This window comes from Bradyrhizobium sp., from assembly GCF_035652035.1.
GTDB lineage: Bacteria > Pseudomonadota > Alphaproteobacteria > Rhizobiales > Xanthobacteraceae > Bradyrhizobium.
Map to the genome: position 1 here is coordinate 40818 of NZ_DASREO010000077.1, position 22703 is coordinate 63520.

At 61.5% G+C, this 22703-nt stretch carries 22 protein-coding genes; 12 read left to right on the plus strand and 10 right to left on the minus strand.

Annotated features, from left to right (window positions below):
* Positions 1-167: 167 nt before the first annotated feature.
* Together VFB05_RS21075 and VFB05_RS21080 are read left to right on the plus strand one after the other, a co-directional pair.
* Positions 168-524, plus strand: a complete 357-nt coding sequence (locus VFB05_RS21075; RefSeq protein WP_325015744.1) for a DUF2946 family protein — start codon at positions 168-170, stop codon at positions 522-524.
* A 435-nt stretch (positions 525-959) separates the two neighbouring features.
* The gene (locus tag VFB05_RS21080; RefSeq protein WP_325015746.1) at positions 960-3218 is read left to right on the plus strand and encodes a TonB-dependent receptor; all 2259 of its coding nucleotides are present in this window, start codon (positions 960-962) and stop codon (positions 3216-3218) included.
* 38 nt (positions 3219-3256) lie between these two features.
* Here VFB05_RS21080 and VFB05_RS21085 read toward each other — a convergent pair whose 3' ends face one another.
* The 3 genes from VFB05_RS21085 to VFB05_RS21095 all read right to left on the minus strand — a co-directional run bounded on the left by VFB05_RS21085 (position 3257) and on the right by VFB05_RS21095 (position 5394).
* Positions 3257-3769, minus strand: a complete 513-nt coding sequence (locus VFB05_RS21085) for an N-acetyltransferase (RefSeq protein ID WP_325015748.1) — start codon at positions 3767-3769, stop codon at positions 3257-3259.
* A 32-nt stretch (positions 3770-3801) separates the two neighbouring features.
* Complete coding sequence (locus tag VFB05_RS21090; protein ID WP_325015811.1) at positions 3802-4782, minus strand: glycosyltransferase family 2 protein; 981 nt, start codon at positions 4780-4782, stop codon at positions 3802-3804.
* Between the two features lie 120 nt (positions 4783-4902).
* Positions 4903-5394 (minus strand): NUDIX domain-containing protein, encoded by a 492-nt coding sequence (locus VFB05_RS21095; protein WP_325015750.1) that lies wholly within the window; start codon positions 5392-5394, stop codon positions 4903-4905.
* 102 nt (positions 5395-5496) lie between these two features.
* Between VFB05_RS21095 and VFB05_RS21100 the strand changes: the two genes are divergently transcribed.
* Positions 5497-6390 (plus strand): metallophosphoesterase, encoded by an 894-nt coding sequence (locus tag VFB05_RS21100; RefSeq protein ID WP_325015752.1) that lies wholly within the window; start codon positions 5497-5499, stop codon positions 6388-6390.
* A gap of 18 nt (positions 6391-6408) precedes the next feature.
* On the opposite strand, the gene VFB05_RS21105 is transcribed toward VFB05_RS21100, so the two are convergent.
* The 3 genes from VFB05_RS21105 to VFB05_RS21115 form a co-directional block, all read right to left on the minus strand.
* On the minus strand, positions 6409-6963 hold the full coding sequence (locus VFB05_RS21105) for a hypothetical protein (protein ID WP_325015754.1): 555 nt from the start codon (positions 6961-6963) through the stop codon (positions 6409-6411).
* Positions 6964-7138: 175 nt separating this feature from the next.
* Positions 7139-7348 (minus strand): DUF4170 domain-containing protein, encoded by a 210-nt coding sequence (locus VFB05_RS21110; protein WP_325015756.1) that lies wholly within the window; start codon positions 7346-7348, stop codon positions 7139-7141.
* 13 nt (positions 7349-7361) lie between these two features.
* Positions 7362-8999, minus strand: coding sequence for an isocitrate lyase (locus VFB05_RS21115; protein ID WP_325015759.1), 1638 nt, complete (start codon positions 8997-8999; stop codon positions 7362-7364).
* A gap of 283 nt (positions 9000-9282) precedes the next feature.
* Between VFB05_RS21115 and VFB05_RS21120 the strand changes: the two genes are divergently transcribed.
* The 9 genes from VFB05_RS21120 to VFB05_RS21160 all read left to right on the plus strand — a co-directional run bounded on the left by VFB05_RS21120 (position 9283) and on the right by VFB05_RS21160 (position 17363).
* Positions 9283-10728, plus strand: coding sequence for a helix-turn-helix domain-containing protein (locus VFB05_RS21120; protein WP_325015761.1), 1446 nt, complete (start codon positions 9283-9285; stop codon positions 10726-10728).
* A gap of 107 nt (positions 10729-10835) precedes the next feature.
* The gene (sbmA, locus tag VFB05_RS21125) at positions 10836-12050 is read left to right on the plus strand and encodes a peptide antibiotic transporter SbmA (protein WP_325015764.1); all 1215 of its coding nucleotides are present in this window, start codon (positions 10836-10838) and stop codon (positions 12048-12050) included.
* 159 nt (positions 12051-12209) lie between these two features.
* Positions 12210-12668, plus strand: a complete 459-nt coding sequence (locus tag VFB05_RS21130; RefSeq protein ID WP_325015766.1) for a hypothetical protein — start codon at positions 12210-12212, stop codon at positions 12666-12668.
* 202 nt (positions 12669-12870) lie between these two features.
* Positions 12871-13263 (plus strand): RidA family protein, encoded by a 393-nt coding sequence (locus VFB05_RS21135; RefSeq protein ID WP_325015768.1) that lies wholly within the window; start codon positions 12871-12873, stop codon positions 13261-13263.
* A 24-nt stretch (positions 13264-13287) separates the two neighbouring features.
* Positions 13288-13584 carry a DUF1330 domain-containing protein gene (locus VFB05_RS21140; RefSeq protein WP_325015770.1) on the plus strand — a complete coding sequence of 99 codons (297 nt, stop codon included), beginning with the start codon at positions 13288-13290 and terminating at the stop codon, positions 13582-13584.
* A 104-nt stretch (positions 13585-13688) separates the two neighbouring features.
* Positions 13689-13970, plus strand: coding sequence for a hypothetical protein (locus tag VFB05_RS21145; protein WP_325015772.1), 282 nt, complete (start codon positions 13689-13691; stop codon positions 13968-13970).
* A 140-nt stretch (positions 13971-14110) separates the two neighbouring features.
* Positions 14111-15427 (plus strand): lytic murein transglycosylase, encoded by a 1317-nt coding sequence (locus tag VFB05_RS21150; protein ID WP_325015774.1) that lies wholly within the window; start codon positions 14111-14113, stop codon positions 15425-15427.
* Positions 15428-15561: 134 nt separating this feature from the next.
* Positions 15562-16065, plus strand: coding sequence for a DUF1993 domain-containing protein (locus VFB05_RS21155; protein ID WP_325015813.1), 504 nt, complete (start codon positions 15562-15564; stop codon positions 16063-16065).
* 200 nt (positions 16066-16265) lie between these two features.
* Entirely contained in the window at positions 16266-17363 is a 1098-nt protein-coding gene (locus tag VFB05_RS21160; RefSeq protein WP_325015776.1) for an alkene reductase, read from the plus strand.
* 74 nt (positions 17364-17437) lie between these two features.
* Here VFB05_RS21160 and VFB05_RS21165 read toward each other — a convergent pair whose 3' ends face one another.
* The 4 genes from VFB05_RS21165 to VFB05_RS21180 form a co-directional block, all read right to left on the minus strand.
* The gene (locus VFB05_RS21165; RefSeq protein WP_325015778.1) at positions 17438-19318 is read right to left on the minus strand and encodes an adenylate/guanylate cyclase domain-containing protein; all 1881 of its coding nucleotides are present in this window, start codon (positions 19316-19318) and stop codon (positions 17438-17440) included.
* Positions 19319-19324: 6 nt separating this feature from the next.
* The gene (locus VFB05_RS21170; protein WP_325015780.1) at positions 19325-19843 is read right to left on the minus strand and encodes a FecR domain-containing protein; all 519 of its coding nucleotides are present in this window, start codon (positions 19841-19843) and stop codon (positions 19325-19327) included.
* Between the two features lie 321 nt (positions 19844-20164).
* On the minus strand, positions 20165-20581 hold the full coding sequence (locus VFB05_RS21175; RefSeq protein WP_325015782.1) for an acyl-CoA thioesterase: 417 nt from the start codon (positions 20579-20581) through the stop codon (positions 20165-20167).
* Between the two features lie 28 nt (positions 20582-20609).
* On the minus strand, positions 20610-22700 hold the full coding sequence (locus VFB05_RS21180) for a 3-hydroxyacyl-CoA dehydrogenase NAD-binding domain-containing protein (protein ID WP_325015785.1): 2091 nt from the start codon (positions 22698-22700) through the stop codon (positions 20610-20612).
* Between the last annotated feature and the right edge of the window lie 3 nt (positions 22701-22703).

Below are 22703 nucleotides of genomic sequence, written 5' to 3' on the forward strand. Positions count from 1 at the left end.
TGAGCGGCACGCGACGTTGCCGAAATTCCACACGCGCCGTGTCGCCTCGCTCTCACGAATTGTTTTCCGACCGGAGGAGTTGACATCGAAGCGTCGCGCTTGCGATGTTATGTTGTAACGTCGAAGCCACGGGGATGTAGCGGCTTCCGGCGTGGGGCACTATCGATATGCAATGGGTCCGGTCGAACATCAGACTTGGCGCGCGCGCAGCGTTATTTGCGCTCGTCGTCCAGTTTGCGCTGTCGTTCGGCCACTTCCATGCGATCGTGGCGCAAACAACGGCGCCGTCGCTCCAATCCTCCCAACAACTCCCTGCGCCGGTTCACGACGGGGATCATCATCCGGACGATGTCTGCGCGATCTGCGCCGTAGTCGCGCTGGCAAGCACGGCGATGGCCGCCGCACCACCGGCGCTGCCGCTGCCGCCGACGATCGAGCACGCGCATCTGACAACGGAAGCGCCAACCATCCATCCGCGCTCTGCGCGCGCGGCCTTCCAATCACGCGCACCTCCCATCTCCTGACATTGACTTGAACACTTCCTGGCGGGATTGGCCGTTTCATTCGTGGTCGATCCCCTGGGAAGACGAGGCAATCAGTTCGCCGCAAGTCCGCGGCAGCCGCTTTCGAATTCGCGCATAGCGATAGATTCGTTCGCGGCGTTTGTTGGGATCGAGACAATGCCAGTCGCAAGAAAAGTACCTATCAAACCCATCGTAGCCTTAAGCGTGGCCTCGCTCATGATCTGCACCTTCGCGGAGACCGCGCGATCGCAGACTGCAGAACCAACACCTGCGCCTACGCCATCTCCAACTCCGCAGAATACGGCACCAACGCCAGCGCCTGCGGAGAACGCCCCGCCCTCACCTTCGGCAAATGCGCCTGCGACGGTGCTGCCGCAAACCAACGTCCAGGCCCCGAAGCAAGCGGCCAGGCCGCCGAAGCAGAAGCCACAGGTCGTGACCCGTCGGGCCCCGGCGGCTCCGGTCGCACCTGCACCCGCGCCGCTCTCCCCGGCGGAGCAGGCAGCCGCCCGACTTGCCGCCAAGAATGCAACCTTCGATCAGGCGCGCGGCAACATCTTCACGACAACAGGCACGACCTCCGACACCATCAGCCGCGCCGCGATCCAGGATTTGCCGCAGGGCGATAATGCTTCGGTCGAGAAGGTGCTGCTTCAGATGCCCGGCGTCTCGCAGGATTCGGCGGCCAGCGGTTCGCTGCATGTCCGCAACGATCATGGCAACCTTCAATACCGGATCAACGGGATCTTGTTGCCTGACGGCGTCACCGGTCTCGGCAGCATTTTCGACACCAGTTTCATCGGCAGCATGTCACTGGTCACGGGCGCCTTGCCGGCCGAATACGGACTGCGCACGACAGGCCTCATCGACATCAAGACCCGCACCGACCTCTTCAACAACTCGGGCAGCGTCGGCGTCTACGGCGGCAGTTTTGGAACGATCCAGCCGAGCTTCGAATATGGCGGCACATTCGGCAACACCTGCCCTACCCCGACGCCGGGGGCTTATACCAAGGCCAATCCGGATTGCTTTGCCGGCGTGCAGTACTACTTCACCGGCCGCTACACGCAGAACTCAGTGGGCATCGAAAGCGCAACACCCACCTACAATGCATTTCACGATTTCTCGCAGCAGGACCGGGGCTTTGCCTATATGTCGGCCTACGTCGATCCGACCACCCGGGTCAGCCTGATCGCGGGCACGGCGTACAACAATTTCCAGATTCCCAACCGGCCTGACCAGCCGACGACTCTGGGCAGCGCCTTCGGCGTGTCCAGTTTCAACTCCTTGCTGCTCAACGAGAACCAAGTCGAGACCACGCAATTCAGTGTGCTGACAGCGCAAAAGTCGTACGACGGCTTCGACGGGCAATTGTCCTTCTTCACCCGCTACAGCAACCTCCATTATACGCCCGATCCGATCGGCGATCTCCTGATCAACGGCGTCGCTTCGGACATCAGCCGGCGGTCCCTGGTCAACGGCCTGCAGGGCGACGGCTCTTACAAGCTTGGCGATTCGCACACGCTGCGTGCCGGCTTCTCCGTCAGCGGCGAGCAAGTGTTCGTTGGCAATACCTCGCTGGTTGAGCCCACGGACATCAACGGCAACCCAATAGACGCGCCCTTCAACATCACCGACAATGTCTCCAAACTCGGCTGGCTCGCAGGCGTCTATGTTCAGGACGAATGGAAACTGACCAACCAGCTCACCATGAACTATGGCCTGCGCTTCGACCAGATGGATCAGTTCGTCACCGCCAACCAGTTCAGCCCGCGGCTCAGCTTCACCTACAAGCCGTTCGAGAACACCACGTTCCACGCAGGTTATGCGCGCTACTTCACGCCGCCGGTCCTGGTAGAAGCTGCACCGGTCAACATCAACGCGTTCAACAACACGACTGCGGCGGTGCCGACCAACCAGGGAAGCGATCCAGTCCTGCCGGAGCGCTCGCACTACTTCGACGCCGGTGTCGACCAGACCTTCAAGTTTGGATGCGGCTCGGACGGAAAGAACTGCTCCAGTCTCGATCTTGGCGTCGATGCCTATTACAAGATCGCGACCGATCTGATTGACAACGGCTTTTTCGGCCAGGCGCTGGTGCTCAGCGCCTTCAACTACGCGCGCGGCTACAACGAAGGCATCGAATTCAAGGGCAAGCTCACCAGCGGCAACCTTCAGCTTTACGGTAATGTCGCCATCGCCCAGCAGCGCGCGAACGACCCGGTGTCGAACCAGTATCTGTTCGGCAACACACCACTTCCAGATCTCGGCGGGCTCACCGAGTTCCAGTACCTGCAGTCGCACTTCATCTATACCGACCACAACCAGTTCGTCACCGCGTCCGCCGGCGCGAGCTACAAGTTCTGCGGCCGGCCCGCGACCGCAGCCGAGGCATTTGGCGATAACGGATTGTCGTGGTGCGGGGTCACGCTGAGCGCCGACGCGATCTATGGCAGCGGCCTGCGCAACGGTGACGCCAACATCGGCTCGGTGCCGGCCTACACGCAGGTCAACCTAGGCATCAAGCGCGAATTCCTGCTGCCCAACGATCTGAAGCCGATGACCATTCGCTTCGACGTCGTCAACCTGTTCGACCGGATCTACGAGATCAGGGATGGCAGCGGCATCGGTGTGTTCGCCCCGCAGTTCGGACCGCGCCGCGGCTTCTACGTTGGCATCTCAAAGAAGATATGAGGTGCGGGCGATCATGCGGGATCGAAATTTCGATCCCGCTATTTCGCGAAATCCCAGTCCGGGCGGACGGCGCCGGAGACATTCTCGAAAGCGCCCTCGGCGAGTTCGGCGACCAGAAGGCGCTTATAGTCGACGGGTCCGGGCATAGTCACCCGCCCCTGCGGCACGGTCTTGAATCCGGCACGACTATAATAGGGCTCGTCGCCGACCAGCAGCACCAAACGGTGCCCCTTGGTCTTGGCGTCGGCAAGCGCACGCTCGAGCAACAGGCGCCCGACACCACGGCCGCGAAACGGCGGCTCGATCGTCAACGGTCCGAGCAGCAGCGCCTTGGTATTTCCGATCGTGATCGGCAACTGGCGCAACGAGCCGACCAACAGGGTCCCGATCCAGGCGGTGAACGACAGGTCGAGCACATGATCGACGTGCTCGCGAATCCGGTAGGCGCTTAAGGTAAAACGGCCGGGTCCGAACGTTCGCTCATGCAAACGCTCGATCGCCTGCGCGTCATTGGCGGTTTCGGCCAGGATGGTCAGAGACAGATCGCTCATGACCCCCTATCCACACGCGATTGCGTGAGCCGTCAACCCTTCTCGAAAGGGTGCTGCGCGAGATAGGCCAAGAGCTTCATCTCCCGCCGCCCGCGCGTCACCGTGTCAAGCACCAGACCGGACGACAGCGAGAGCATCGCCATGATCATCAACCCCATCGACAGCACCGCCGTGGGCAGGCGGGGGACGACGCCTTGCTCGAGGAAGGTCACGAAAACCGGAATCGCAAGGCCGATCGACACCAGCGCAAGGAACATGGCAATCGCAGTAAAGAAGCGCAGCGGCTTTTCCGAGCGATAGAGTTTTATGATAGTGCCGAGGATCCGAAAGCCGTCGCGCCAGGTATTGAGCTTGCTGACCGATCCTTCAGGCCGGGCAAAGTAGGGCGTTTCGATTTCCGCCGTCGGGAGCGAGAGTTCCAGCGCATGCACGCTCAGCTCGGTTTCGATCTCAAATCCGTCCGACAGCACCGGGAAGGATTTGACGAACCGCCGCGAGAACACGCGATAGCCGGAGAGAATGTCCTTGAAGGCCCTGCCGAACATCGAGGCCAGAAAGCCGGTCAAAAGCCAGTTTCCGGTACGATGTCCCGGCCGCCAGGCAGCCTCCGCCTGATCGACCCGCAGACCCACCACCATGTCGAGATGCTCCGACTTGAGCGCCTCGATCATTTTCGGGGCGCTCGATGCGTCGTACGTGGCGTCGCCATCGACCAGCAGGTAAATGTCGGCGTCGACATCGGCGAACATGCGGCGGACCACATGGCCCTTGCCCTGACGGCGTTCGCTGCGAACGATGGCGTCAGCCTCGCGCGCCACCGCGACCGTGCGATCCGTCGAGTTGTTGTCGTAGACATAGATTTCGGCCGACGGCAGCGCCTTGCGAAAATCGGCGATCACGGTTGCGACCGCGGCCTCCTCGTTGAAGCACGGCACCAGCACGGCAACGCGCGGCTGTGCAGGCTGGCTTATCGGAAATTCCGATCTCGCAAATTCAGCCAGCGCCTCCGCCATCCCGGCCAGATCGCCGCGAGGCTTTGACGGGCGCATGGATTGCGATACGGCGCTCATGGACCAATCCTTAACGATCGTTAGGGTTTGCGCCCGATCATAAGGACCTATCGCTAACGTTCTCTAACGCCAGGTCGCGATTTGCGGCTTGTTTTCGACCACTTCCGCGATCCGCAGCCGCGTTCCCACAGTCGTATCCGCCGGCAGGGCCCGCGTATCGAAAAAGCCGCAATCGATGATCTCGCGGTTCGGTTCCGGCAGACGATCCTGCTTGAAGTCGCGGACCAGATACACCGCGACGTGATCGCGCCTGGAAACGTGGCTGTTCAAATAGACGCCGAAAAACGCAGGCTCGCCGGCGAGTTCGATGCGTCCCTCCTCGATGAGCTCCCGCCGCAGGGCTTCGCGCAAGGTCTCGCCGGTTTCCACTCCGCCGCCGGGCAGATGCCAGCCGCTGACATAGCTGTGCTTGACCAGAAAGACGCGGTTTTCGCTGTCCAGCACAACGGCGCGCACGCCGAGCGTCATGCCGCGCGCAAATCGCCAGTAGAGGTGAAAGAGCCGCCGCAGCGCCGGCTCAAGACGCGTTCGCAGCCGCTGTACGGTCGTCGTCACGGCAATCCTTGCAACTCCCAAGGTTACGTTTGATCCTTGCATCCTCCCTGCCAGCTTGCCAATACGGCGAGTGGAGTGGATTTGAAAGCGGGATATCCATCAATGGCGGCCTTCACCCTCGCCCATGTGTCCGACCCGCACCTGCCGCCGCTGCCGCACCCGCGGCTGTCCGAACTCGCGGGCAAGCGCGTGCTCGGCTATCTGAACTGGACGCGAAACCGCCACCGCTATCATCGGCGCGACGTGGTCGACGTGCTGATGTCCGACCTGCAGGCGCAGGTGCCGGATCACATTGCGGTCACCGGCGATCTCATCAACCTCGCGCTAGAGGCCGAGTTTGCGCCGGCGCTGGCCTGGCTCGAAAGCGTCGGCCCGCCGGAACGGGTGACCCTCGTTCCCGGCAATCACGATGCCTATGTTCGCACGACCGCTCATCGATTTGCCGAGGACTGGAAAAGCTACCTCGCCGGCGACGCGGCGCCGGATCCTGATGCGATCTTTCCGTCGCTCCGCCGGCGCGGCCCCCTCGCGCTGATCGGCGTATCCACGGCAGTGCCGACGCCGCCATTCATGGCGACGGGCTGGCTCGGCAAAAGCCAGATGGAAGCGCTCGAGCGCCTGCTCGCGACACTCGCGTCAGAAAGCGCTTTTCGGATTCTGCTCATTCATCATCCGATCCGCTCGAACGCGCGGGCCAAGCGTCTGACCGATTCATCGGATTTGCGTGCGCTGTTGAAACGATACGGCGTGGAAATGATCCTGCACGGACACGATCACGTTCACTCCACGAACTGGATCGAGGGGCCGAACGGATCGTCGATACCGGCGATCGGCGTGCCGTCGGCATCCGCATTGGCGCACGGCCATTATCCTCACGCGGCCTACAACCTGTTTTCGATCGCGCGCGACGGCAACGGCTGGAGCTGCCGGCAAATGGTGCGCGGCATCAACGACGCGCGTCAGGTCAAGGAAATCAGGCGCGTGGAGCTGCTGTAGCGCCGGCGCGATAGCGATCTAGATGCTGCTCAGGCTCGCAAACAGCGCGAGGCCAAACAGCGCCAGCGCGCCGAGGATGAAGCCGAACGCAAACGGCCAGAACCGGCTGCGGCGCGGCTCTTCAGTCGGAGCCGGTATGGCAACCGGAGTCGCGACCAGCGCATGTTCGCGCTCGACCATGCGGCGCGCGACATAATCCGTGACGGCATCGACAATGACCGGCACGTCGTGCGATTCCGCGATCAGGATGCGGCCGAAGCGGGTGTCCTGCACGAAGCGATAGGCACGCTTGTCGCGGCCCATCACGATGTGGGCGACCACGTCGATCCACAGCCGCGGCGTCTCGCCCTGACTGATGCCGCGGTCGAACAGATCGACGGTGTCGGGAATTTGAGCAAACAGCGGATCCAGCGCCTCGCTCAGGATTTCAAGGCGCGCGACTTCCGCATCGCGCAAGTCGACGACGACGCCGGTACGATCGGCAGCCTCGATCCGCGCCTTGCGGAGCGCATCGCGCAGCCGAGTGGGCCGCACCTCACTGGCCTCGTCTCCGATATTCTGTGCCTCTGCCATCGGCCTTGCGTCCCGTCCTCACCCCCGGAAAGTGGTATTAACCTATCAGTAACCTTGGCCTCCGCAAAGAGACGTTTGTTCCCAAAGGCTTATGCTCCCCAGAAACGAACGCGGCCCCGCCGTCCCTTAAAGGGACGAAGAGGCCGCGGCCGCCCTTGGACGCCTTTATTGGGGATCAGGCCATCACGCGGGAAGGCTCTTCCACGATCGAAAAGCGCACGCCGGCCTTGTGGCGGTTTTCTTCCGAAACCTCGCGCCAGCATTGTTCGGCTTCCGCCCGGCTCTTGAAGGGACCCTTCACCTGAGCGGAGCCTTCGACGAGCTTGTGGAAGTTCATCGAGCCGAACTCGCCACCGATCACCCAGAAATTGCTGCCTGCGGTCATTGTCAGTCCTCCTCTAGCCGAACTGGTTCATCGTGTTGTGGGCGCCGCCCGCCTTCAGGGCGGCTTCGCCGGCGAAGTACTCCTTGTGATCGTCGCCGATATCGGAGCCGGCCATGTTCTGATGCTTCACGCAGGCGATGCCCTGACGGATCTCGGCGCGCTGGACGTTCTTCACATAGCCGAGCATGCCCTGCTCGCCGAAATATTCCCTCGCCAGATTGTCGGTCGAGAGCGCTGCCGTGTGATAGGTCGGCAACGTGATCAGATGGTGGAAGATGCCGGCGCGCTTCGCTGAATCGGCCTGGAAGGTGCGGATGCGTTCGTCGGCTTCCTTGGCCAGCGGCGTGTCGTCGTATTCCGCCTTCATCAGCTCGGCGCGATTGTACTTGCTGACATCTTTGCCGGCTTCCTTCATCGCATCGTAGACCTGCCAGCGGAAGTTCAGCGTCCAGTTGAAGGACGGCGAGTTGTTGTAGGCGAGCTTCGCGTTCGGGATGACCTTGCGGATCCGGTCGACCATCTTGGCGATCTGCTCGATATGCGGCTTCTCGGTTTCGATCCACAGCAAGTCGGCGCCGTTCTGCAGCGAGGTGATGCAGTCGAGCACGCAGCGATCTTCGCCGGTACCCGGACGGAACTGGTAGAGATTAGAGGGCAGCCGCTTGGGGCGCATCATCTTGCCGTGACGGTTGATGATGACGTCGCCGTTCCTGGCATTGTCCGCCGTCACTTCCTCGCAATCGAGGAAGCTGTTGTACTGGTCGCCGATGTCGCCGGGCTTGTGGCTTACGGCGATCTGCTGCGTGAGGCCGGCGCCGAGCGAGTCGGTGCGGGTCACCACGACGCCGTCTTCGACGCCGAGTTCAAGGAACGCGTGGCGGCAGGCGCGAATCTTCGCAAGGAAGACATCGTGCGGCACGGTCACCTTGCCGTCCTGATGTCCGCACTGCTTTTCGTCCGAGACCTGGTTTTCGATCTGCAGAGCGCAGGCGCCCGCCTCGATCATCTTCTTGGCGAGCAGATAGGTTGCTTCCGCGTTGCCGAAGCCGGCATCGATGTCGGCGATGACGGGCACGACGTGGGTCTGGAAGTTGTCGATCTTCTCGATCAGCGCCTTCTCCTTCGCCTTGTCGCCTTGCTCGCGGGCAGTATCGAGCGCGCGGAAGATATCGTTCAGCTCGCGCGAGTCGGCCTGACGCAGGAAGGTGTAGAGCTCCTCGATCAGGGCTGGCACCGAGGTCTTTTCATGCATGGACTGGTCAGGCAGCGGTCCGAACTCGGAGCGCAGCGCCGCGATCATCCACCCCGAGAGGTACAGGTAGCGGCGATCGGTCGTGCCGAAGTGCTTCTTGACCGAGATCAGCTTCTGCTGGGCGATGAAGCCATGCCAGCAGCCCAGCGACTGCGTGTACTTGGTGGGATCGCCGTCATAGGCGGCCATGTCGGCCCGCATCAGCGCCGCGGTGTAACGGGCGACGTCGAGGCCGGTCCTGAAACGATTCTGCAGGCGCATGCGCGCGACAGCCTCGGCCGTCACCCCGTTCCAGGTCGGCCTGGTGTCGAGCAGCGCCTGGGCCGCCTCGATCTGGCTCTGATACGAAGCCGGCCCCTGGAGAGCCTGATCACTGATCCCGCGTGGCTGGTAGTTCATGTTCGTAATCCTTCTGAAGATGCGACGGGCCTGAAGGACGGTATCGCCGCCTCAGACATTCGTGACAGTGCATTGCAAAATGCTCGTCAGGAGATAAACGCGACTCCCGTCAAATCGTAAATACTGCTTGATTTCGAATGGTGATGTCATGTAACACGCATACATGTGACATAAGTTATCTTGTAAATTTTGTCATAAGACGGCACGTTTGCGCGCCGTTTTCGTGTAAAGACTGGGACAAGCGGCCCGATTTCGGCCGCGCGCGATGTAAGGGAACAACGCCATGCCCGCGGATTCCGGAAAGAAGCTGTTTGTCGGTCCCCGCTTCCGGCGTATCCGCCAGCAACTCGGGTTGTCGCAGACCCAGATCGCTGAAGGTCTCGGCATCTCGCCGAGCTACATCAACCTGATCGAGCGCAACCAGCGCCCGGTGACGGCACAGATCCTGTTACGCCTGGCGGAAGCTTATGACCTCGACCTGCGCGACCTTGCGACCGCCGACGAAGATCGCTTCTTCGCGGAACTGAACGAGATTTTTTCCGATCCGTTGTTCCGGCAGATCGATCTGCCGAAACAGGAACTGCGCGATCTCGCGGAACTCTGTCCCGGCGTCACGCACGCGCTGCAACGGCTCTATGCCGCCTACACCGAAGCGCGCCGCGGCGAGACCATGGCTGCGGCGCAAATGGCCGATCGCGACGAGGGCGCGCGCTTTGAGGCCAACCCGATCGAACGCGTGCGCGATCTGATCGAGGCCAATCGCAATTATTTTCCAGAGCTCGAAACGGCGGCGGAAAATCTGCGCGACGAACTCAATGTTCCCGCCGAAGAATTATTTGCCGCGCTGTCGGCGCGCCTACGCGAAAAACACTCGATCCTCACCCGCATCATGCCGGTCGATGTCATGCGCGAGACGCTGCGCCGTTTCGATCGCCATCGCCGGCAACTCTTGATCTCGGAACTGATCGACGCGCCCGGCCGCGCCTTCCAGCTCGCCTTTCAGATTGCCCTTACCGAATGCGCCAGCACGATCGAGACCATCATCGGCCGCGCCGGCCCGCTCGATGACGCCCCACGGCGGCTCTACCGCATCACGCTCGCCAATTACTTCGCCGCCGCCGCCATGATGCCGTATCAGCCGTTCCAGACGGCAGCCGAAGCGCTCGGCTACGACCTCAACATCCTGTCACAGCGCTTCAACGCGGGCCTCGAGCAGGTGTGCCATCGCCTGACGACCTTGCAGCGGCCCAATGCGCGCGGCGTTCCGTTCTTCCTGCTGCGCGTCGACAATGCCGGCAACGTCTCGAAGCGGTTTTCCTCCGGCACCTTCCCGTTCTCGAAATTCGGCGGAACCTGTCCATTGTGGAATGTGCATTCGACCTTCGACACGCCGGATCGGCTCTTGAGCCAGGTGATCGAATTGCCCGACGGCACGCGCTACTTCTCGATCGCACAAACCGTGCGCCGTCCAGCGGCGCCGTATGCGCAGCCGCAGCCGCGCTTTGCGATCGGACTCGGATGCGAGATCCGCCACGCGTCGAAACTCGTCTACGCGAGCGGGCTTAATCTTGAAACTTCAGAGGGCACGCCGATCGGCGTCAACTGCCGGCTGTGCGAGCGCGAGAATTGCAGCCAGCGCGCCGAACCGCCGATCACCCGCACGCTGATCCTGGACGAAAACACGCGGCGGATGTCGTCCTTTGCCTTCTCCAACGCGCGTGAATTGTGAACGCAGAGCACGCTGTTTTGGGGCTTGCGCCGGTTGGCTAATCCGCCGGACCCGGTATGGTGGCCGCAAATATAGCGGCTCCCGCCTCAAAGACTGGATACCCCGACATGTTCGTCTCGTTCTTCCCTCGCCCAAGGCTGTTCTTCTGGTCGGCACTTGTTTGGATAGCGCTGTCGATGGCGCTTTGGTACGGCTATGCGGAAGACCTCGTCGCGCCGTCCAAGACGATCGGCGTGTCATTGTTTTGGTCGGCGGCGTCGCTATGGTTCGATCTCTATTTCCTGATCGCGGTCGCAATCTTCGCTGGCTTCTGGCGAGTGTTCGCACCGCATCGGTGGGCAGGATGGTCGGTTTGGGGTTCCGCGCTGATCCTGTTCACCTCGTACTTCCAGGTCCAGGTCAGCGTCGCCATCAATAGCTGGTACGGGCCATTCTACGATCTGCTGCAAGCCGCCCTTTCAAAGTCGCGGGCCGTGACGGCCTGGGAGTTCTACGCTGAGTTATCAACCTTCGCCGGTATCGCCTTTGTTGCGGTCGTCGTCGGTGTGATGACTCGATTCTTCGTCAGTCACTACATCTTCCGCTGGCGAACGGCGATGAACGACTACTATGTCGAGAACTGGCCACGCCTGCGCACCATCGAAGGCGCCTCGCAACGCGTCCAGGAAGACACCATGCGATTCGCGACCACGACGGAGGGGCTAGGCGTCAACCTGATCAGCGCCGTGCTGACGCTGATCGCATTCCTTCCGCTGTTGTTGCGGTTATCGGAAATCGTCACCGAACTTCCGTTGATCGGTTCTATCCCCTATCCGCTGGTGATCGCGGCGATCGTTTGGTCAATTGTCGGCACGGGAGGGTTGGCTTTGATCGGCATTCGACTGCCCGGCATCGAGTTTCATAACCAGCGCGTCGAGGCTGCTTATCGCAAGGAGCTGGTGTTAGGCGAAGACAATCCGGCTCGCTCCGATCCGCCGACGCTGGCCGAACTGTTCGCCAATATTCGCCGCAACTACTTTCGGCTTTATCTGAATTTCATGTACTTCAACGTCGGCCGCATTGTCTATTTGCAGACTGACGTCGTCTTCCCTTACATCCTGCTGGTGCCGACGGTCGTTGCCGGCAAGCTCACGCTGGGACCGTTCCAGCAGATCCAGAATGCGTTCGCCCAGGTCCGCCAATCCTTTCAGTATCTCATCAACTCCTGGAGCACGATCGTCGAGTTGATTTCGATTTATCAGCGCTTGCGCGGCTTCGAGGCCAAGATTCACGGCGACCCGCTGCCGCCGATCGAATCGGAGGCCAAACCGCAGTCGGCTTGAACCTCGGCGACGCCTTCGCGCCAGCGGAAGGCGCGTGTTTCTGCGCGCCCGGCGAACCCTAAGCTATATTTTAGGTTCCTCGCAGGCTCCTCGTTAGCAACGGTTCGGCGTCGCGACCGTTAACTCGTCAACAACCCCAAGGATGCAGAGGAGGTTTTGATGAGGAAACAGATATTGATCGGGGCGATGGCGCTTGCGCTTGCCGCTGGCACCAGCACTAGCGCGATGGCCTTCCGCGGTGGTGGCGGCTTCCATGGCGGTGGTTTTCATGGCGGTGGATTCCATGGTGGCTTTGCCGGAGCCCGCAGTTTCGGCGGCGCCCGGTTCGCGGGCGTTCGCGGCTTCAGCGGTTGGCGCGGTGGCGGATGGGGCGGTCGACGGTTCGTCGGCGGCTGGCGCGGCCGGCGCTTCGTCGGAGGCGGTTGGGGCTGGGGCGGCGGATGGGGTTGGGGTGGCGGATGGGGTTACCCGTATGATGCCTATGCGGCAGACGTGGGTCTCGTCGGTCTGGGCCTTGGGCTCGCTACCGTAGCGACGGGCTATTGCGACCCCTTCTATGGCTGCGCTCCAGGCTGGGGCTGGGGTTACGGTACGCCGATCGACGCCTGGACCTGGTAAGCTTCGCAATTCTGGACTCGATCGAAGACCCGTCCGGGAAACCGGGCGGGTTTTCATTGGCTCGATCATGCAGCGGCCGCGCGCCACCTTAGCGTTCGGTCCAATCGGCAACAAGCCGTGGCAGTTCGGTATCGGCCGAACCATCCGGGACCGCGTTTGCATTAGGGTCGGCGCGTTCAATTCACCCACCGAGGGCACTTGCATGAAGCGCTTACGCGTCGATCCGATCTCGAGCTATGTCGAACGTCGCCGCAAGGGACCGATCTGTCCCGTCGCGATGGCAAACGGATTTGTGTTTCTTTCAGGACTACCACCGTTCGATCCCGAGAGCGGCGAAATCAAACGTTTCCCGTTCGAGAGACAATCCGAAATTGTTATCGAACAAATGAAGCTTTGCCTGGAGACCGCCGGGTCCTCGCTTGCGAATATTCTCAAGTGCAATGTCTATTGCACCCCGGATCCGTCGCATTATGACCGCTTCAATGCAGTCTGGGATCGCTATTTTATCGAGGGGTCCCCAACCCGGATTTTGCTGCACGTCCCATCACATGCGGGTCCCTTCGACATCGAGATCGATTGCATCGCGACGGTCTGACTTTCGTCATCCGGGGAGCAACACATGCCCGCCTACTACATCGCCGAACACATCATCACCGATGCCGTGAAGTTCGAGGACTACCGGATCAAGGTAGCCCCGATGATAGCAAAGCATGGTGGTCGCTACATCACGAAGACGGGAAGCCATCAATTTCCCGAAACGCCGCACTGGAGACCGGAAAGGGTCGTCATCATCGAATTTCCGGATATGGAACGGCTCAATGCCTGGTACCGATCCGCCGAATACCAACCGCTGGTCGCGTTGCGCAAACAATCCACGGCGGAGGCCGATATGATCATTACCCTCGAAGGCGCATAGCCGATGACTGCCATGACCGGGTAGCCATTTTCGCGCAGCCCCGTTGAAGGATGATACCGGAAGGGCCATTTGCCTGGGACCGATAGCGACGCGGAGAACCCCTGATGAAAGCACCCATTCTTGCAATCGCAACGATGCTTGCGCTTGCTGCCGGGATGACCGCCGGCGCAATGGCTTCGAACCACAAGACCGGCCGTGGCCACGTCACGCGTGTCCACGCCAGCGCAACACACGGCTGGGCCAGGCACGACCGCGGGTATGCCGAGGCGGCCGGCAACGCCTACGACGATAGTGCGCCCAAGAGCCTCGGCCCTCTCGGGTTTACATTCGGCTGTGTTCACGGCTATTGCGGCCAAGGCTACTCGATGCCGGCCTGGACGTACTGAGCGCCGTTTTCGACTTTGATATGCGCAAAGGCCCGGGCATCCAGGCTGTCCTTTTCTGATGAGGTTCCCAAATCGATGACGCGGCACTGACAGCCGCGCCAAAAGGATGCTAGTGGATTTCCTCTCAGGGGGAATCCAACATGCGGCTACCAGCGAAACTCTCACGCGTGCTCGGCGCGATCGGACTTGCGACGCTGACAAGTTCGGCATGGGCGCAATCCGTTGCGCCGGGATTTCCGGCGCCGACACGCGCAAAAGCGGCTCCCGTCCCCCGCGCGGCCAGTTGCCATAACGGTGCGAGCTTCGATCGCTTCCTCGCTGATCTGAAGCAGCAGGCCATCGCTGCCGGGGTCTCGCAGCGCGCGATCGACGACGCTTCGCCCTACCTCGTGTACGATCAGGGCATCGTCAACCGCGACCGCGGCCAGCGCGTGTTCGGACAGGTCTTCACCGAATTCTCCGGCCGCATGGCAGCGCCCTACCGGATGCAACAGGGTCAGGCGCGGATCAAGACCTATGCCTCAGCGTTCGCTCGCGCCGAGAAAGAATACGGCGTGCCGCCGGCAGTGATCGCCGCATTCTGGGGACTTGAAAGCGATTTCGGCGCCAACATGGGCAACCTGCCGACACTGCGTTCGCTGGTCTCGCTCGCCTATGATTGCCGCCGCTCGGAGCGCTTCGTCGGCGAAACCATCGCCGCACTGAAGATCATCGACCGCGGCGACCTGACGCCGGATGAAATGGTCGGCTCCTGGGCCGGCGAGCTTGGCCAGACGCAATTCCTGCCGACGCATTATTTCAGCTATGCGGTCGACTATGGTGGCCGCCGCAATCTCCTGTCGAGCGCCGAGGACGTGATCGGCTCGACGGCGAATTACATCGCGACCGGATTGAAGTGGCGGCGCGGCGAGCCCTGGCTCCAGGAGGTGCGCGTGACGGCGCCCGCCAATTTCCCCTGGGACCAGGCCGATCTGACGATCAAGATTCCGCGGTCGAAATGGGCGCAACTCGGCGTGAAATATCCTGACGGCAGGCCATTGCCTGACGACGACATGCCGGCCTCGCTGCTGCTGCCGATGGGCCGTAACGGGCCGGCATTCCTCGCCTATGCCAATTTCGCCGCCTATACCGAATGGAATAATTCGCTGATCTATTCGACCACCGCCGGCTATCTCGCCACCCGCATCGCGGGCGCAGCCCCGATGCAGCGGCCGAGCGTGCCGGTAGCGCAACTGCCGCTGAACCAGCTGCGCGAACTGCAACAGCTGCTCGTGCGCGCCGGCTACGATGTCGGCAAGATCGATGGCGTGATGGGCCAGCAGAGCCGCACCGCGGTCAAGGCGATGCAAGTCAAATTCGGCTTGCCGGCAGACTCGTGGCCAACGGCCGAATTGCTGGCGCGGATGCGCGGCCCGAGCGCGCAGCCTGCCGCTGCGATGGCGCAGCCGCCAAGATAAACCTCGAGATAAAAATCAAGGCAATTATTCCGGCCAGATTCGAGGCCTGGCAGAGTTGTATTGTCCTACGGCCAATCCCATCTGTGGCACACGCCGTTCGGCGGTCAAAATTCCACGCCACGAAAGAGCATCACATGTCCTTTTACGACGCCACCGTCCCCGCCTTCCTCCAGATCCTCGGCAGCCTGTCGGGCATTCTCAAGAAAGCAGAGGCGCACTGCGCCGCAAAAAATATCCAGCCGGAGGTATTGCTCGCCGCACGGCTCTATCCCGACATGCTGCCGCTGTCGAAGCAGATTCAACTGGTGTGCGATTTCGCCGGCAAAGGCAGCGCGCGGCTGGCCCATGTCGACGTGCCGTCGACACCTGATACCGAAAAGACCTTCGGGGAGCTGCAGCAGCGGCTGGCAAAGACAATCGACTACCTCAAGACATTCACACCCGCGCAGTTCGAAGGCGGAGACAGCCGCGAGGTGACCTTCCCGATCGGCCCCGACAAAACCCTGACGCTCAAAGGCCAGGAATTCCTCAACCGCTTTGCCTTCACGAACTTCTATTTCCACGCCGCGATTGCCCATGGCATCCTGCGTCACAGTGGCGTCGAGATCGGCAAGCGGGATTTTCTCGGCGTTGCCTGAGCCATCGGGTACTTCCAGGCCGGAGGCAAGTTTGTCAAAATGGGCGGCGAATAAAGGATGATCGTCATCATTTCGTGCCCGTTTGCGGCAAATCTTACCGGCTTGCGATTTCGTGATTGCGAGCGTCTTGCCGCAGCAAGCGGGAATGCACACGTCGATAGCATTCCCACATGCCTCCCCCTTTCACCGAGATCACCCAAATGAGCACCTCAATACTCTTCGAACCGTACAAGCTTGGCCCGATCACGCTTGCCAATCGCTCCGTGATGGCGCCGCTGACCCGCAACCGCGCTCTTGCGGGCCTGGTGCCCAATCCCTTGGCGGTGGAATATTACGGACAGCGCGCTTCTGCGGGCCTCCTGATCAGCGAAGCCACCCAGGTCTCGCAGCAGGGCCAGGGATATCAGGACACCCCCGGCATCTACTCGAAGGAACAGATCGCCGGATGGCGCAAGGTGACCGACCGCGTGCACGCCAAGGGCGGACGCATCTTCCTCCAGCTTTGGCACGTCGGCCGCATCTCGCATACCTCGCTGCAGCCGAACAACGGCGCCCCGGTCGCGCCGTCGGCGATCACGGCCAAGACCAAGACCTTCGTCAATGGCACCTTCGCCGATGTGTCCGCGCCGCGCGCGCTCGAGCTCGCCGAAATCCCCGGCATCATTGACAACTTCAGGCAGGGCGCGGCCAACGCGATCGCAGCCGGCTTCGACGGTGTCGAGATCCACGGGGCGAACGGCTATCTGCTGGATCAGTTCGCCAAGGACGGCACCAACAAACGCACCGACGCCTATGGCGGCTCCATCGAAAACCGCGCCAAGTTGATGCTCGAAGTCAGCAAGGCGGTCGTTTCGGAAGTCGGCAGCGAGCGTACCGGCATCCGCATCTCGCCGGTGACGCCGGCCAATGATGTCTCCGACTCCAACCCGCAACCGCTGTTCGACTATATCGTCGATCACCTCAACGCGCTGAGGCTCGTCTATATCCACGTCATCGAGGGTGCGACGGGCGGTCCGCGCGACGTTGCGCCGTTCGACTACCACTCGCTGCGCAATCGCTTCAAGGGCGCCTATATCGCCAACAATGGCTATGACTTCGAGCTCGCCAACAAGGTGCTGTCGGCGAACGAGGCCGACCTGATCGCGTTCGGGAAGCTGTTCATTTCCAATCCCGATCTGGTCGAACGCTTCAAGCGCGGCGCGCCGCTCAATGCATTCGACAAGGCCACCTTCTATGGCGGCGGCGCCAAGGGATATACGGATTATCCGGCGCTTGAATCCGCTGCTGCAGCGGAGTGACGGGCTACCTGCCGGCGAAGCGTAGGCCGCGTTCGTTGCCAGCCCAATCATGTTGGTCGGCAGACAGCGCGGGCCTACGCCGTCTGCCGATCGCCGCTCGGGCTGCGCCACAGCCAGATCATCAGCGAGCCCGAGCGTCCGCGGATCTGGGTTTCCGTTGGCCCGGCTAGATCACCTGATTTGAACAGAGCGCAATCTTGTCCGGCAGCTTGAAGCAATTCGTCGCTCACTGCGAGCTCTGCGCCGCGACTTGCCGCGACTTCCATCAACCGGCTCGCCACGTTCACGGTGTCTCCCGTTGCCGTGATATGATGATAACTTCCGCCGCCGAGCCTTGAGGTAACGACAAGGCCGAAGTGACCGCCGACCTTGAATCCGAGCTTTGAGTGGATTGCCGGCCGCACCGAAGCGAGCCATCGTCCAACCTCGCTGCAAAGCGTGAGCGCGCACTGCGCCGCCCTTGCTGCATCGCTAATGGTCGGTTCGGGCAAGCCGAACAGAATCATCGCGCCGTCACCCAGAAAGCTCGTGATCATCCCACCGCAGGCGACCGCCTCCCGGTCGACCAAAGCGTGAAACTCCTTGAGCAGATCGCGCGTAAGATCTGGATCGAGTTGTTCGCTTAGCGATGTGAAACCGGACAGATCGATAAAGACGACTGCCGCATTCTGGCGGACCGGCTCGGCAAGAAAGTCCGGATCCCTCGCCAACCACTTCTGTATCGCCGGCGCCTGAAACCGCTCCAGCAATTCGTTCCTGGCCGCGAAATATTGCGCCTGCCGCCGTCCGGACCACAGTTGGAACGATCCAAACAGAACCACCGGCACGGTGGCAGCAGCGAGTGGCACAGCGGCGCTCAGAACTATTCCGGACGAGAATGCGAGGAAATTCGTCGCTATCCAGGTCACAATCACAACCGCAGCAGCTATGAGCCCCACAGCGCTGCGCCGCCACGCCAGCAGACCAACAAGGACCGACGGCAACAAGACTGCGATCACGCCGTCGGCCGTGCGAACGGTCTGGTTCCGCGACGGACCATCGCCGGCCACAAGATGACTGATGGCCGTGGAAATGACTTCCACGCCCGGCATCAACCGATCAAAAGGGCTGGAGAAAAAGTCGCCGCCGCCGGTGACGGCCGCACCGATAACGACGATTCGATTTCGGATATCGTCCGGCGATATCTCGCCGACAAGGACGGACGCCGCGCTGATCGTTCGAATCGTGCGCCGAGGTCCATAAAAGGCGATAGGAAGGGCGTGATCGACATCGGTTGGCACCGAAAGTTGACCAAGCCTCAAGCGGTCCGGCTCGATCACGGGCTCTTTTCCGACGGCCAGCGAGGCAACGCGGAGCGGAAATGACAGCTCGACCGTATCACCCGTGCGAAACAGCATGGGAATCGATCGAGGCGTGCCCGCTTGATCGGTCGCGACGTTCGCGATGCCAATTGCGGCATGGTCGGCGAATTTCTTCAGGGGCAACAGGAATCGCTCAGCCGTCGGCAACCGGGCGAGCGGCCGCCGGTCATTCTCCCAAGAGATCGATTGGCTGGCTTCCGGGAAGATTGCGGCGGCCGCGATGACCGCCGGGCGCGCTGCCAGCGAGTTCGCGAGCGCTTCATCGGCATCGGCAATGCCGCTGTCGACCAGGAGAAGATCGACCGCGATGACTTTCGGTTGCAGCTGAGCGACGGCATCGACGATTTTGGCAAGGTCGGTCCTTGGGAGCGGGTAAGCGCCCCGTAACTTCACGACGTTATCGTCAATCGCGACGATGGTCACGAGATCGGGCGGCGTTTTTCTGCCGCGGCCAAGTGTCTTGAGATCGATCGCCGTGGATTCGATGCGATCAAGAAACCGCAATCCTCCGCGGCTGTGCTCGAAATAGACAGCGAAGCCCCAGATCGCCGCCAGTACGACGGCGAATGATGTGCGGATATGGCGCTTGATCATTGCGCCTTACTGTCCGAGGCGCGCCATCAGAGCCGATACGCGAGCGGCGGCCCAGCGCTTCACCGTCAGGGGCGCGCCCGGCTCGACGTCAACGCCTTCGCCAGACCCAAGGACCACAACATGGGTGCCGGTTCGGCGTCCGACGCTTACCCGCCCGTTGACGACGAAGACGGAGGTCTTGTCTCCGGCAACGTCAACCGCCCATTTCGTGCCGCGGACCGCTGCAATTGCCTGCGGTGTAATGACTTGAAATCCATTTCCGCCGGATTTCGCGGGAACCTCGATCAACAACGCCTTGCCATCGAGCTCAACTCCCTCAAGTCGGCCCTTCCGCTCGCCTTGCACGGTAAAGCGAGCCCCTTGTTCGGCGATGATCGTGATCCCGGCGCCGCAGTGTAGCGTTTGTGTGTTGCCGACCGAATTTTCCGAGGAGCAGCCCTGAATTGCAGGCTGCGCGGCCACCACTTGAATCGAAACCAGCGTGCATGCGAACCAGAAAAATCCCGCCTTGAACAATTCCTTCATAATAGCTCCTCCTGACGGCAATCTTATTTTTGCAGGGGGCGTGGCCTATTGTGCCACGTTGTCATCGGCAGGGTAAGGGAAAGCGCCGGCCGGGAATGCGGCGGAGCGGCGCAGAAAACAAGGCTGGAAACGGTAGGATTACGCCGAAACCGGTGATCTAGTGGTTCGATTCTAACATTCGCATCCCTTCGCAGCGGCTACTGTTGCGAATGTTAGAATCAAAGGACCACCAGCAATATATATTTCTAGTGGAGTTCAGGATTTGACATTCGCTTTTCGAAATTTGCGGCTAGGTTTGTAGCGAATGTCAAATCCACTCCACTAGTCGTGCGCAATGGCCTGCGGGCGTCCTTCCTCGTCGATGGCGACATAGGTGAAGTTGCCGTCGGTCACGAGAATCGACTGCATTTCCTTGCGGCGAAGCACCCATGCCTCCAGGTGCACCGTGATCGACGTCTTGCCGATCCTGACCAGAGTAGCGTGCACCGAGACGAGATCGCCGACATAGACGGGTTTACGGAAATTCATCGCGTCAATTGCAACCGTGACGGTGCGGGATTTCGCCGTCTTGGACGCAAACACGCCGCCGCCGACATCCATTTGGGCAAGCAGCCAGCCGCCGAAAATATCGCCGTTCTGGTTGGTATCGGCCGGCATCGCCAGGGTGCGAATACAGAGATCGCCGCACGGCTCGGTCTCAGTGACTGTCGGGGCGTGAACGGCTTGCGGATCGGTCATGTCAAGGGAGCTCGTACGAGGATAGAAATTACCTGAAAGTATCCCAGCCGGCATCCGGCGCGAACCGGCCGCCGAATTTCGTGGCCAGTTTCTGCAACGTCGCAGCGACGTTTTCGACCCCGCGCGTCCGCGCGTAGTTGAGCGGACCGCCGCGGAATGGCGCGTAACCGGTGCCGAAGATCATCGCGCCGTCGACCATGTCGGGATCGTCGACAATGCCCTCGCGCAGGCAGGCCACGCAGACATTCGACATCGGCAGGATCAGCCGGTCGATCATTTCCGGATCGGGCTCCGCGCCAGATGCCGGCTTCGTCTTGTCCGCCTTGCCGTCTTTCCAGGTGTAGAATCCCTTGCCCGTCTTGCGGCCGAGTTCGCCCTTGGTCACCTTGTCGCGCAGCCATGCCGGCGTCGGCGGCAACAGATCGCCGAATTTCGAGCGCAGCATGTCGCCGACAGCAAGACAAATATCAAGCCCGACCTGATCAGCGAGTTCGATCGGTCCCATCGGCATGCCGAACTTTTCGGCCGCCGCGTCGATCACGGTCTTGTCGATGTTCGCGTCCAGCATCACCATCGCCTCCAGCATGTAGGGCGTGAGCGCGCGGTTGACGACGAAGCCGGGCGAGCTTTTCACCGGAAGCGGCAGGCGATCGATCGCGCCGACAAAGGCCAGCGCTTCTTTCAGGAGCTCTGGGTCAGTGCCATCGTGACTGACGACCTCGACCAGTTGCAGGCGCGAAACCGGATTGAAGAAATGCAGGCCGAGCAGACGCTCCGGCTTTGCCAGCGTCGTGCGCAAATCCTGCAAGGGAATGCTCGATGTGTTGGTGGCGAGGATCGCGCCCACCTTCATCCGAGGTTCGAGACCAGAGTATACCTTCTGCTTCAGCTCCAGCTTCTCCGGCACGGCCTCGATGATGAGATCCGCGGTACGGGCACCCTCGCCGTCGAGATCGGGAATCAATCGGTCGAGTGCGTCACGCACGTCGGTGCGCTTGCGAATGATCTTGCCGAACAAATCAGCCGCGCGCTTGATCGCGCCCGCGATCGGCTCAGCCTTCATGTCGGCCAGCGTCGCCTTCAATCCCTCATTGGCGCACCAGGCCGCGATGTCGCCGCCCATCGCGCCGGCGCCGATCACATGAACATGCTTGATCTTGTTGCCAGTGCCGGCATGTTTCTTCATCTGATCGCGCAGAAAGAACACCCGAATGAGGTTTTGCGCCGTGGACGTCACCATCAGATGCGCAAATGAACTCTTTTCGGCCGCCAGCATCGCGGCTTTGTCGCCGCCATGCTTTTCCCAGAGATCGATCAAGCCATAAGGCGCCGGGTAATGTTCGGGCGAAGCCGCCTTGGCAGCTTCGCTTCGCATGCGTGACGCGAGAAAGCCGCGCACGGGGCCGGCATTCAAGAGCTTGTTCAGGTAACCGGGCTTGGCGCGCTTGAGCCGGCCGAACACCGCATCCTTTGCGGCGTTGCGGACATGCCGCTCTTCCGTCACCGCGTCGACGAGGCCGAGCGACTTTGCGCGGCGCGCGTCGATCGTCCGACCCGTGAGCATCAAGGTCATGGCTTGCGTCGGATTGATCAGCTCGGTGAAGCGGGCGGTGCCGCCGAGACCGGGATGCAACCCCAGCATCACCTCGGGAAAACCGAAGCGCGCATTCGAAATCGCGATACGCGCCTGGCAGGCAAGAGCGACTTCGAGGCCGCCGCCGAGACAGAAGCCGTGGATGACGGCAACGGTCGGAAATTTCACCGCTTCCAGGTGGTCGATCACCGCATGCGCGCGCGCAATCTGCACTTCGACTGCGGCCGCGTCGGTCGCGCCGCGGAATTCATTGACGTCGGCGCCGGCGATGAAGCCGGAGGTTTTGGCCGAGCGAATGACGAGCCCTGTCGGACGCTCGCTTTCGAGCGCGGCGAGCACGGTGTCGAACTCGGTCAGTACCTCGGCCGACAGCGTGTTGGCGCTGGCGCCATCGCGGTCGAACAATAGCCAGGCGATGCCATCGCTGTCGCGCGTCAGTTTGAAATGACGATAGGGCCCACCGGCCGGCTTCGGACCGAGTTCGAGCACGCGATCTGAGAGGACGTCGAGCATATGGCTTTCCATGAC

What these genes read in the sequence shown, in the direction of transcription:
- VFB05_RS21075 (WP_325015744.1), top strand. Translation starts at nt 168, where the DNA reads ATGCAATGGGTCCGGTCGAACATCAGACTTGGCGCGCGCGCAGCGTTA.
- VFB05_RS21085 (WP_325015748.1), bottom strand. Translation starts at nt 3,769, where the DNA reads ATGAGCGATCTGTCTCTGACCATCCTGGCCGAAACCGCCAATGACGCG.
- VFB05_RS21090 (WP_325015811.1), bottom strand. Translation starts at nt 4,782, where the DNA reads ATGGCGGAGGCGCTGGCTGAATTTGCGAGATCGGAATTTCCGATAAGC.
- VFB05_RS21100 (WP_325015752.1), top strand. Translation starts at nt 5,497, where the DNA reads ATGGCGGCCTTCACCCTCGCCCATGTGTCCGACCCGCACCTGCCGCCG.
- VFB05_RS21105 (WP_325015754.1), bottom strand. Translation starts at nt 6,963, where the DNA reads ATGGCAGAGGCACAGAATATCGGAGACGAGGCCAGTGAGGTGCGGCCC.
- VFB05_RS21110 (WP_325015756.1), bottom strand. Translation starts at nt 7,348, where the DNA reads ATGACCGCAGGCAGCAATTTCTGGGTGATCGGTGGCGAGTTCGGCTCG.
- VFB05_RS21115 (WP_325015759.1), bottom strand. Translation starts at nt 8,999, where the DNA reads ATGAACTACCAGCCACGCGGGATCAGTGATCAGGCTCTCCAGGGGCCG.
- VFB05_RS21120 (WP_325015761.1), top strand. Translation starts at nt 9,283, where the DNA reads ATGCCCGCGGATTCCGGAAAGAAGCTGTTTGTCGGTCCCCGCTTCCGG.
- sbmA (WP_325015764.1), top strand. Translation starts at nt 10,836, where the DNA reads ATGTTCGTCTCGTTCTTCCCTCGCCCAAGGCTGTTCTTCTGGTCGGCA.
- VFB05_RS21130 (WP_325015766.1), top strand. Translation starts at nt 12,210, where the DNA reads ATGAGGAAACAGATATTGATCGGGGCGATGGCGCTTGCGCTTGCCGCT.
- VFB05_RS21135 (WP_325015768.1), top strand. Translation starts at nt 12,871, where the DNA reads ATGAAGCGCTTACGCGTCGATCCGATCTCGAGCTATGTCGAACGTCGC.
- VFB05_RS21140 (WP_325015770.1), top strand. Translation starts at nt 13,288, where the DNA reads ATGCCCGCCTACTACATCGCCGAACACATCATCACCGATGCCGTGAAG.
- VFB05_RS21145 (WP_325015772.1), top strand. Translation starts at nt 13,689, where the DNA reads ATGAAAGCACCCATTCTTGCAATCGCAACGATGCTTGCGCTTGCTGCC.
- VFB05_RS21150 (WP_325015774.1), top strand. Translation starts at nt 14,111, where the DNA reads ATGCGGCTACCAGCGAAACTCTCACGCGTGCTCGGCGCGATCGGACTT.
- VFB05_RS21155 (WP_325015813.1), top strand. Translation starts at nt 15,562, where the DNA reads ATGTCCTTTTACGACGCCACCGTCCCCGCCTTCCTCCAGATCCTCGGC.
- VFB05_RS21160 (WP_325015776.1), top strand. Translation starts at nt 16,266, where the DNA reads ATGAGCACCTCAATACTCTTCGAACCGTACAAGCTTGGCCCGATCACG.
- VFB05_RS21165 (WP_325015778.1), bottom strand. Translation starts at nt 19,318, where the DNA reads ATGATCAAGCGCCATATCCGCACATCATTCGCCGTCGTACTGGCGGCG.
- VFB05_RS21170 (WP_325015780.1), bottom strand. Translation starts at nt 19,843, where the DNA reads ATGAAGGAATTGTTCAAGGCGGGATTTTTCTGGTTCGCATGCACGCTG.
- VFB05_RS21175 (WP_325015782.1), bottom strand. Translation starts at nt 20,581, where the DNA reads ATGACCGATCCGCAAGCCGTTCACGCCCCGACAGTCACTGAGACCGAG.
- VFB05_RS21180 (WP_325015785.1), bottom strand. Translation starts at nt 22,700, where the DNA reads ATGGAAAGCCATATGCTCGACGTCCTCTCAGATCGCGTGCTCGAACTC.